Source organism: Gemmobacter sp. (genome assembly GCF_046292685.1).
Taxonomy (GTDB): Bacteria; Pseudomonadota; Alphaproteobacteria; order Rhodobacterales; family Rhodobacteraceae; genus Wagnerdoeblera.
The window spans coordinates 142,516-150,717 of the sequence record NZ_JBKBQM010000001.1; the positions used below are offsets into that span (position 1 = coordinate 142,516).

General features: G+C 67.8%; 12 protein-coding genes. 3 read left to right on the forward strand and 9 right to left on the reverse strand.

Annotated features, from left to right (window positions below):
- Window positions 1-17 precede the first annotated feature (17 nt).
- Window positions 18-359 carry a ribonuclease P protein component gene (gene rnpA, locus ACK4S2_RS00665; RefSeq protein WP_409619278.1) on the forward strand — a complete coding sequence of 114 codons (342 nt, stop codon included), beginning with the start codon at window positions 18-20 and terminating at the stop codon, window positions 357-359.
- Complete coding sequence (gene yidD / locus ACK4S2_RS00670; protein ID WP_409619280.1) at window positions 356-610, forward strand: membrane protein insertion efficiency factor YidD; 255 nt, start codon at window positions 356-358, stop codon at window positions 608-610. The genes rnpA and yidD overlap by 4 nt, the downstream gene beginning before the upstream one ends.
- Here yidD and ACK4S2_RS00675 read toward each other — a convergent pair whose 3' ends face one another.
- From ACK4S2_RS00675 to rpsA, 5 genes are all read right to left on the reverse strand, one after another.
- On the reverse strand, window positions 611-1,054 hold the full coding sequence (locus ACK4S2_RS00675) for an N-acetyltransferase family protein (RefSeq protein WP_409619282.1): 444 nt from the start codon (window positions 1,052-1,054) through the stop codon (window positions 611-613).
- Window positions 1,051-1,737, reverse strand: coding sequence for a phosphoribosylanthranilate isomerase (locus ACK4S2_RS00680; protein WP_409619310.1), 687 nt, complete (start codon window positions 1,735-1,737; stop codon window positions 1,051-1,053). Before ACK4S2_RS00680 ends, ACK4S2_RS00675 begins: the two co-directional genes overlap by 4 nt.
- Before the next feature lie 2 nt (window positions 1,738-1,739).
- The gene (locus tag ACK4S2_RS00685; protein ID WP_409619284.1) at window positions 1,740-2,096 is read right to left on the reverse strand and encodes a lipopolysaccharide assembly protein LapA domain-containing protein; all 357 of its coding nucleotides are present in this window, start codon (window positions 2,094-2,096) and stop codon (window positions 1,740-1,742) included.
- Window positions 2,093-2,398 (reverse strand): integration host factor subunit beta, encoded by a 306-nt coding sequence (gene ihfB / locus ACK4S2_RS00690; RefSeq protein WP_409619286.1) that lies wholly within the window; start codon window positions 2,396-2,398, stop codon window positions 2,093-2,095. The genes ACK4S2_RS00685 and ihfB overlap by 4 nt, the downstream gene beginning before the upstream one ends.
- 178 nt (window positions 2,399-2,576) lie before the next feature.
- Complete coding sequence (gene rpsA, locus ACK4S2_RS00695) at window positions 2,577-4,259, reverse strand: 30S ribosomal protein S1 (protein ID WP_409619288.1); 1,683 nt, start codon at window positions 4,257-4,259, stop codon at window positions 2,577-2,579.
- Between the two features lie 228 nt (window positions 4,260-4,487).
- On the opposite strand from rpsA, the gene secB reads away from it, so the two are divergent.
- Window positions 4,488-4,958 carry a protein-export chaperone SecB gene (gene secB, locus ACK4S2_RS00700; RefSeq protein WP_409619290.1) on the forward strand — a complete coding sequence of 157 codons (471 nt, stop codon included), beginning with the start codon at window positions 4,488-4,490 and terminating at the stop codon, window positions 4,956-4,958.
- Window positions 4,959-5,010: 52 nt separating this feature from the next.
- On the opposite strand, the gene dnaQ is transcribed toward secB, so the two are convergent.
- The 4 genes from dnaQ to ACK4S2_RS00720 form a co-directional block, all read right to left on the reverse strand.
- Entirely contained in the window at window positions 5,011-5,706 is a 696-nt protein-coding gene (gene dnaQ / locus ACK4S2_RS00705) for a DNA polymerase III subunit epsilon (protein ID WP_409619292.1), read from the reverse strand.
- Entirely contained in the window at window positions 5,699-6,295 is a 597-nt protein-coding gene (coaE, locus tag ACK4S2_RS00710) for a dephospho-CoA kinase (RefSeq protein WP_409619293.1), read from the reverse strand. The genes dnaQ and coaE overlap by 8 nt, the downstream gene beginning before the upstream one ends.
- On the reverse strand, window positions 6,292-7,146 hold the full coding sequence (locus ACK4S2_RS00715) for a shikimate dehydrogenase (protein ID WP_409619295.1): 855 nt from the start codon (window positions 7,144-7,146) through the stop codon (window positions 6,292-6,294). Before ACK4S2_RS00715 ends, coaE begins: the two co-directional genes overlap by 4 nt.
- Before the next feature lie 171 nt (window positions 7,147-7,317).
- A complete protein-coding gene (locus ACK4S2_RS00720) occupies window positions 7,318-8,025 on the reverse strand; it encodes a CatB-related O-acetyltransferase (RefSeq protein WP_409619312.1) in 708 nt (235 codons plus the stop codon).
- Window positions 8,026-8,202 lie beyond the last annotated feature (177 nt).

The following is an 8,202-nucleotide window of genomic DNA, read 5'->3' on the forward strand; positions in this document are numbered from 1 at the left end:
GCCGTGAGAAGCCTCGCATGAAGGTTCTGCAGCACCGCGCCGACTATCTGCGCACCGCCCAGGGGCGGCGGCAGGGCACGGCCGGGTTTCTGGTGCAGGCCCGGCCCCGCGACGACGGGTCGGACGCGCTGCGCGTGGGCTTTACCGCCTCGAAAAAGATCGGCAACGCGGTGATGCGCAACCGCGCCAAGCGGCGGCTGCGGGCGCTGGCACGCGAAATCCTGGTGCCGGGCGGCATGGCGGGTTGGGATTACGTGCTGGTCGCGCGGCCCGACGCCACGGTTTCCCGCGGGTTCGACGAACTGCGCGCCGATCTGCGCAGCGCCCTGGCCCGGTTGCATCAGGCCCGCCCGGCATGAGCCCGATGGCGCATCTGCTGGCCTTGCCGGTCCGGGCCTATCGCCTGCTGCTGAGCCCCTGGGTCGGCCACGGCTGCCGCTATCAGCCCACCTGTTCGGTCTATGCGCTGGAAGCGCTGGAGCGCCACGGCGCGCTGAAGGGCGGCTGGCTGGCGGCGCGGCGGCTGGCAAGCTGCCACCCCTGGGGCGGGCACGGCTACGATCCGGTGCCGGGCGCCGACCCCGAGCACGACGCCGGGCACCGGCACTGACTAAAGCGGCTTCTTGAACCCGATGTGGCTGGGCCGATAGCCCTCGCGCGCGTAAAAGGCATGCGCCCGGGCACGGTCGCGGTTGGTGGTCAGCTGGATCAGGCCGCAACCCGCAGCGCGGGCGCGCGCTTCGGCATCGGCCATCAGCGCAGCACCCAGGCCTTGCCCGCGCAGGTCGGCCGCAACCCGCACCGATTCCACCTGGGCCCGGCGCGTGGCCTGCAGCGAAAGGCCGGAAATGAAGGTCAGCTGATAGGTGGCCACCACCCGGCCCGCCAGTTCGCCGACGATCAGGTGGTTGCCCCCCTCGGCCTGCATGGCATCGAAGGCCGCGAGATAGGGGGCTGCGTCCCGGCCCTCGCGGGTGGCGCCCAGCGCATCGTCGGCCAACAGCGCCACCACCGCCGGCACATCGGCCCGCGTGGCAAGGCGCCAGACGATCACGCCGCCACCGCAGCGCGGCAAAAGGCGTCGATCCGCGCCGGATCCTTGACCCCCGGTGCCGACTCCACCCCGGACGAGACGTCCAGCTGCCGCGCACCCGTCAGGCGCAACGCCTCGGCCACGTTGTCGGGCGTCAGCCCACCGGCCAGCATCCAGGGGCAAGACCAACGGCGCCCGGCTATCAGACGCCAGTCGAAGGCCAGACCGTTGCCGCCGGGCAGGGCGGCGCCCTTGGGCGCCTTGGCATCGACCAGCAGCATGTCGGCCACCGCGCCGAAGTCCTCCAGCGCCGGCAGATCGGCCTCCGAACCCACGCCCACCGCCTTCATCACCGGCAAGCCGAACCGCGCCCGCACCTGCGCCACCCTATCGGGCGTTTCACGGCCGTGCAGTTGCAGGATATCGACCGGAACCTCGGCCAGAATGGCCTCCAGCAAGGCATCGTCGGCATCGACCGTCAGCGCCACCTTTGCAAGGCCGGGCGGAGCCTGCAGCGCCAGATCGCGTGCTTGCGCGATGGTCAGGTTGCGCGGCGACGGCGGAAAGAACACGAGGCCGGCATAGGCCGCGCCGGCCGCCGCCACCGCCGCCATGTCGGCAACAGTGCGCAGCCCGCAGACCTTGACGCGCACCGGGCCGCCCGCGCCGATGTCGCGGCCCCCGACCACCAGACGAAATGCCATCATCAACCTGCCTTGCGCGGGGGTTCCAGCAAGGCCAGAACGTCATCCTTGGGCGGGGGCGGGGCGGCACGCGCCACCTCGCGCGCCAGACGCTCGGCCTCGCGGGCATGGGCGGCAGCAGCAGCGCGGTGCTTGTGTTCGCGCAGCCATTCCCAGACGAAGCCGATCAGTAGTCCGGCGACGAGGCCGAGAAAGATGACGGCGAACAGCGGCAACTGTGCAGACCAGGAAAGGCCCGTCAGGGCTTCGAGATCCGGGGGCAGCAGCCGCACCACCACCGCATCGCGGTTGGCCAGGGCCACCACAACCAGACAGATCGCCAGCACGGCCAGCAGCAGATACCGCAGGTATTTCATCATTCGTCGTCGTCCGGTCCCGTGTCATGGCCGTTCAGCCGGTCGCGCAACAGCTTGCCGGTCTTGAAGAACGGCACGCGCTTCTGTTCCACCGCGACGGATTCGCCGGTGCGGGGGTTGCGCCCCACCCTTGCATCGCGCGACTTGACGGAAAATGCGCCGAAACCGCGCAGTTCCACCCGGTCGCCGCGCGCCAGCGCCGAGATGATTTCTTCGAACACCGTGTTCACGATCCGCTCGACATGACGCTGTGTCAGATGCGGATTCTCGTCCGCGATCTTCTGGATCAACTCAGACCTGATCATACAGTCCCCCCGCATGTTGCGATGCCCTGTTCCCGGGCCTGCGGCGACTATAGAAAGAAAATCCCTGCGCACAAACAGTATTGCACCCTTTGCGCAGGCCATGCGCGCGATGCTGCGCGCCAATGCGAAAACGGCCCCGCCGAGGCGGGGCCGTTTCCCGGGCAGGTTGCCCGACGGATCAGTTGCGGTCGCCGCGCAGGGCCGCACCCAGGATATCGCCCAGCGAGGCACCCGAATCAGACGAGCCATACTGCTCGACCGCTTCCTTCTCCTCGGCGATTTCGCGCGCCTTGATCGACAGGCCCAGACGGCGGGTCTTGGGGTCGATGTTGGTCACACGGGCATCGACCTTGTCGCCCACCTGAAAGCGCTCGGGGCGCTGGTCGGCACGGTCGCGCGCCAGATCGGAGCGGCGGATGAACGACTTGGCGCCGTTATATTCCACCTCGATCCCGCCATCCTCGATCGCCGAGACGGTCACGGTAATCACCGAACCGCGCTTCACGCCATCGACGGCATCGCTGAAGCTGTCGTCGCCCAGCGCCTTGATCGACAGCGAGATCCGCTCGCGCTCGACGTCCACTTCCGAAACGGCAGCCTTGACGATGTCGCCCTTGCGGTAGTTGGCAATGGCATCCTCGCCGCGCTGGTCCCAGCTGATGTCGCTGAGGTGGACCATGCCGTCGATGTCGCCTTCGAGGCCGATGAACAGACCGAATTCGGTGATGTTCTTGACTTCGCCTTCGATGACCGAGCCCGGCGGGTGCTGTTCGGCGAACACTTCCCACGGGTTGCGCATGACCTGCTTGAGGCCCAGCGACACGCGGCGCTTGGCGCTGTCGATTTCCAGCACCATGACGTCAACCTCCTGCGAGGTCGAGACGATCTTGCCGGGGTGCACGTTCTTCTTGGTCCAGGACATTTCCGAGACATGGACCAGACCTTCGACACCGGCTTCCAGCTCGACGAAGGCGCCGTAGTCGGTGATGTTGGTCACGCGGCCCTTGTGGACCGACCCGATCGGATAGGTGCGTTCCACGATATCCCACGGGTCGGTCTGGAGCTGCTTCATGCCCAGGCTGATGCGGTGGGTTTCCTTGTTGATCTTGACGACCTGAACCTTGACGGTTTCGCCGATCGACAGGATTTCCGAGGGGTGGTTGACGCGGCGCCAGGCCATGTCGGTCACGTGCAGCAGGCCATCGACGCCGCCGAGGTCAACGAAGGCACCGTATTCGGTGATGTTCTTGACCACGCCATCGACGATCTGGCCTTCGGCCAGCTTGCCGATGATCTCGGCGCGCTGTTCGGCGCGGCTTTCTTCCAGGATGGCGCGGCGCGACACCACGATGTTGCCGCGGCGGCGGTCCATCTTGAGGATCTGGAAGGGCTGCTTCATGCCCATCAGGGGGCCGGCATCGCGCACGGGGCGCACATCGACCTGGCTTCCGGGCAGGAAGGCCACGGCACCGCCCAGATCGACGGTGAACCCGCCCTTGACGCGGCCGAAGATGGCGCCTTCGACGCGCTCTTCCTTGGCATAGGCTTTTTCCAGCCGATCCCAGGCAGCTTCGCGCTTGGCCTTTTCACGGCTGATGACGGCTTCGCCGCGGGCATTTTCCACGCGGTCGAGATAGACCTCGACCTCGTCGCCGACCTTCACGTCGGGCGCTTCGCCGGGGTTTGCGAATTCCTTCAGGTCGATGCGGCCTTCCATCTTGTAGCCGACATCGATGATGGCCTGGCCCGCCTCGATGGCGATGACCTTGCCTTTGACAACCGAGCCTTCTTCGGGGGTGTCGAGTTCGAAGCTTTCGTTCAGGAGGGCTTCGAATTCCTCCATCGTCGGTTTAGCGCACATGCGGTTCAGTTTCCTTTGGTCTGTTTCACGGGCCAGGCGGTTGGCTCCGCCGGTCTGGTGGCATCGCGCGGGCGGACCAGCCGAGGCTTGAGTCGGTCGCGCGGGATGCGCGGCCTTTACAGCCTTGATGCCCGCGTGACAAGGCAAAGCCGCAACGCAGCCGCCATTGCGGCAGGGCTTGGCTTACTGTTAACAGAGCCTGACGGGTTTTTTCAGCAGGAGTCCGAAATGGCCGAAGAAAACGGCGCCACCCCGCAGGTGCGCATGAACATTGTGGCGCAGTATATCCGCGACCTGAGTTTCGAGAACGTGCTGGCGATGAAAGGCATCAACAGCGGCGAGGTGCAACCCGACATCCAGGTCCAGGTGGCGCTGGATGCCAGCAAACGCGCGGTCGAACACCAGTTCGAGGTGGTGCAGAAATACAAGATCACCGCCAAGAACAAGGTCGATGGCGAGACCATGTTCCTGATGGAGGTCGATTACGGCGGGATCTTCCACGTCGAGGGCGTGCCGGACGAACAGCTGCATCCCTTCCTGCTGATCGAATGCCCGCGGATGCTGTTCCCCTTCGTGCGCCGCATCGTGTCGGACATGACCCGCGACGGCGGCTTCCCGCCTTTGAACCTCGACCCGGTGGATTTCCTGGGCCTTTACCGCCAGGAACTGGCGCGCCGCGCCCAGGCCGGCAACGCCTGAGCCGGCACCCGGCCCGGCCGGCGCCGCAGCCGGCCGGCAGCCGCAGCATTGTTCAGGCCTTGCGGTTCCAGATCGCCGCCTCGCCCATCGCCGCGACAAAGGCGGCATGGGCCTCGGCCTCGGCCTCGGTCAGCCGGGGGGGCAGCGGGGCAGGGCGGGGCCGTGGGCGCCAGTCGGCATCGGGCACTGCCGCGCCGGTGCTGCGCGGGGCCGTGGGCGCCAGCACCAGGTCGGGCTGTCGGCCCCCGATCAGCTCCAGATAGACATCGGCCAGGATTTCGCTGTCGAGCAAGGCGCCGTGTTTCTCGCGCGCCGAATTGTCGACCCCGAAGCGGCGGCACAGCGCATCGAGCGATGCCGGTGCGCCGGGAAACCGCCGGCGCGCCAGGGCAAGCGTATCGGTCACCCTGTCCCACTCGAATTGGGCAAGGCCGATGCGGCCCAGTTCGAAGTTGAGGAACTTGATGTCGAAGGCCGCGTTGTGGATCACCAGCCGCGCATCGCCGACAAAGTCCAGAAAGGCCTGGCCGATGGCAGCAAACACAGGGTGCCCGCGCAGGAACTCCTCGGACAATCCGTGCACGGCAAAGGCTTCGGGCGGCATGTCGCGCTGCGGGTTGATGTATTGGTGATACACCCGCCCGGTCGGCATGTGGTTGTAAAGCTCGACCGCGCCGATTTCCACGATCCGGTGGCCTTCGGCGGGCTCCAGCCCGGTGGTTTCGGTATCGAGAACGATTTCACGCATGCGCTTGCCCCGCCCTGATCGCGTCGAGGATGGAGTGCACCGCCGCACGGGCGCTGTCCAGCGTGCCGGTATCGATCACCCAGGTCGCCCGGGCGCGCCGGTCGGCATCGGACATCTGGCGGGCAAGGATGCGGTCCAGGTCCTCGGCCGACATGGTGCCGCGGTCCAGCACGCGGGCGCGCTGCACCTCGGGCGGCACCGACACCACCGCGACCCCGTCGCAATGCCGCTCGTTGCCGCCCTCGAACAGCAGCGGAATGTCCAGCAGCACCACCGGGGCGGTCTGGCGGGCCAGAAACGCGGCGCGGTCGGCGGCAACCAGCGGGTGAACGATGGCCTCGATCCGCGGCAATGCGGCAGGGTCGGCGGCAATCCGGCGACGCAACGCGGCACGGTCGATCGCGCCGGCCTGCACCGCCTCGGGAAAGGCGGCCGCCAGCGGCGCCACGGCGGCACCGCCCGGGGCATAGAGCCGGTGCACCGCCGCATCGGCATCCCAGACCGGAACGCCGGCTTCGGCAAACATGGCTGCGGTCGTCGATTTGCCCATGCCGATGCCGCCGGTCAGGCCCAGCACGTAAGGCTTCATGCCGAAAGCACCGCCGCGCGGGTTTCGTCATCGACCGCAGGGCGCACACCGAACCAGCGTTCGAACCCGGGCACAGCCTGGTGCAGCAGCATCCCCAGACCGTCCACCGTCGTGCAGCCCATGTCGCGCGCCGCGCGCAGGAACGGCGTTTCCAGCGGGGTGTAGACGATATCGGTGACCAGGGCGCGCGGGCTCAGCCGATCCAGCGGCACCTTGAATTCGGATTTGCCGGTCATGCCCAGCGAGGTGGTGTTGACGACCGTTGCCGCCCCCTCGACCATCGCGGCGGCTTGCGTCCAGTCCACCACGGTGACCCGGGTGCCGAAATCGGTGCGCAGGGTTTCGGCGCGGGTGCGGGTGCGGTTTGCCAGCCGCACCTCGGGTGCGCCCGCCTCCAGCAAGGCGGAAACGATGGCCCGGGCGGCACCGCCGGCCCCGAACACCGCCGCCGGACCGGCCGAGGCAACCCAGTGCGGCGCGTTCTGGCGCAGGTTGTTGATGAAGCCGATGCCATCGGTGTTGTCGGCGTGCAGCTTGCCGTCCTTGCGGAAGATCAGCGTGTTGGCCGCACCGATCAGCGCGGCGCGGTCGGTGACGATATCGGCCAGCGCCAGCACGTTTTCCTTGTGCGGGATGGTGACGTTGCAGCCCACGAACCCGATCTTGGGCAGCATCTTCAGCGCCGCGGCCAGGTCGCCGGCGGCAATGTCCAGCGGCACATAGTGCCCCGCGATGCCATGCCGGCGCAGCCAGAAGCCATGCAGCGCCGGAGACCGCGAATGCGCGATCGGAGACCCGATGACGCCGGCCAGGGGAATCCGCGGATGCGCGGGCGCAGGTTGCATCGTCATGCGGCGCGTGCCCGCGCTTGTGCGCATTCGGGCTGCGCGAACAGCTGGTGGCTCATGGACATCCCCCCCGGAATGGCGCCCCTTCGGGCTGCGGAACCATGGTATAGCACGGTTGCGCCCCCGAACCGCCAGAGGGCTTGGCGCGGCGGCGAAAACTGTGCCCGTGTTGCATCAGCCCGGCGCGGCCAGCGCCTCGGCCACGGTAAAGCGGCTCTCGGGCAAGGGCGGCACGCGGCCGGGCAGGCTGGCCGCATGGTCGAGCAGCGCCTCGACCCGGCGCGGGTCGATCGCATCCCGGGCGGCAACCGGCCAATCCCACCAGCGCGAGGCAAGCAGGCGCTCGACCAGCGCGTCGGGAAACCGGCTGCGGATCACCCGCGCCGGCGCGCCGGCGACGATGGCATAAGGCGGAACATCGCGCGTGACCACCGACCGCGCCGCGACGATGCAGCCCGTGCCAAGCCGCACACCATGCGCCAGCAGAACCTCGTCGCCGATCCAGACATCCTCGCCGATCTCGACCGGGGGGCCGAGGGCACGGAACTCGGGGAAGTCCTCGCGCGCGCTGTCCCACTGCGCCGCCCGCCGGCGCCGATAGAACACCGGGCTGGAGGAAACCCAGCCGGTCGGGTGCGCATCGCCCATCACCTGCACCCCGGCCCCGATCGAACAGTAACGCCCGATCCGGGCGACATGCCCGAAATGGCTGCGGCTGTAACTGTAGGCGCCCATCGGCATGAAGGCGCCGGGAAGGTGCTGGGTATACCGCTCGAACCGGGCTGCGGCGCCTTGCAGCGGCACGGGGTCGCGCAGCCGCGGGTGAAAGGTGATCCGGTGGCTTTGCCACAGGGCTTGGGCGGCGGCCTGGTCGAACTGCATCAAGGCTGGCACAAGATTCCACGCCGATCTGGCGAAGTCGTTTCCAATTTTGACACTAACAGGCTGCTGAAGAAGTCAGCCCTCGACCCGGAGTTAGGAACATGATTCACCCTTTGCACGACAACGGTGGGGGTGATGATGCGCGGGACGGACGAGACGAGCGGGTCGCTGTTCAGC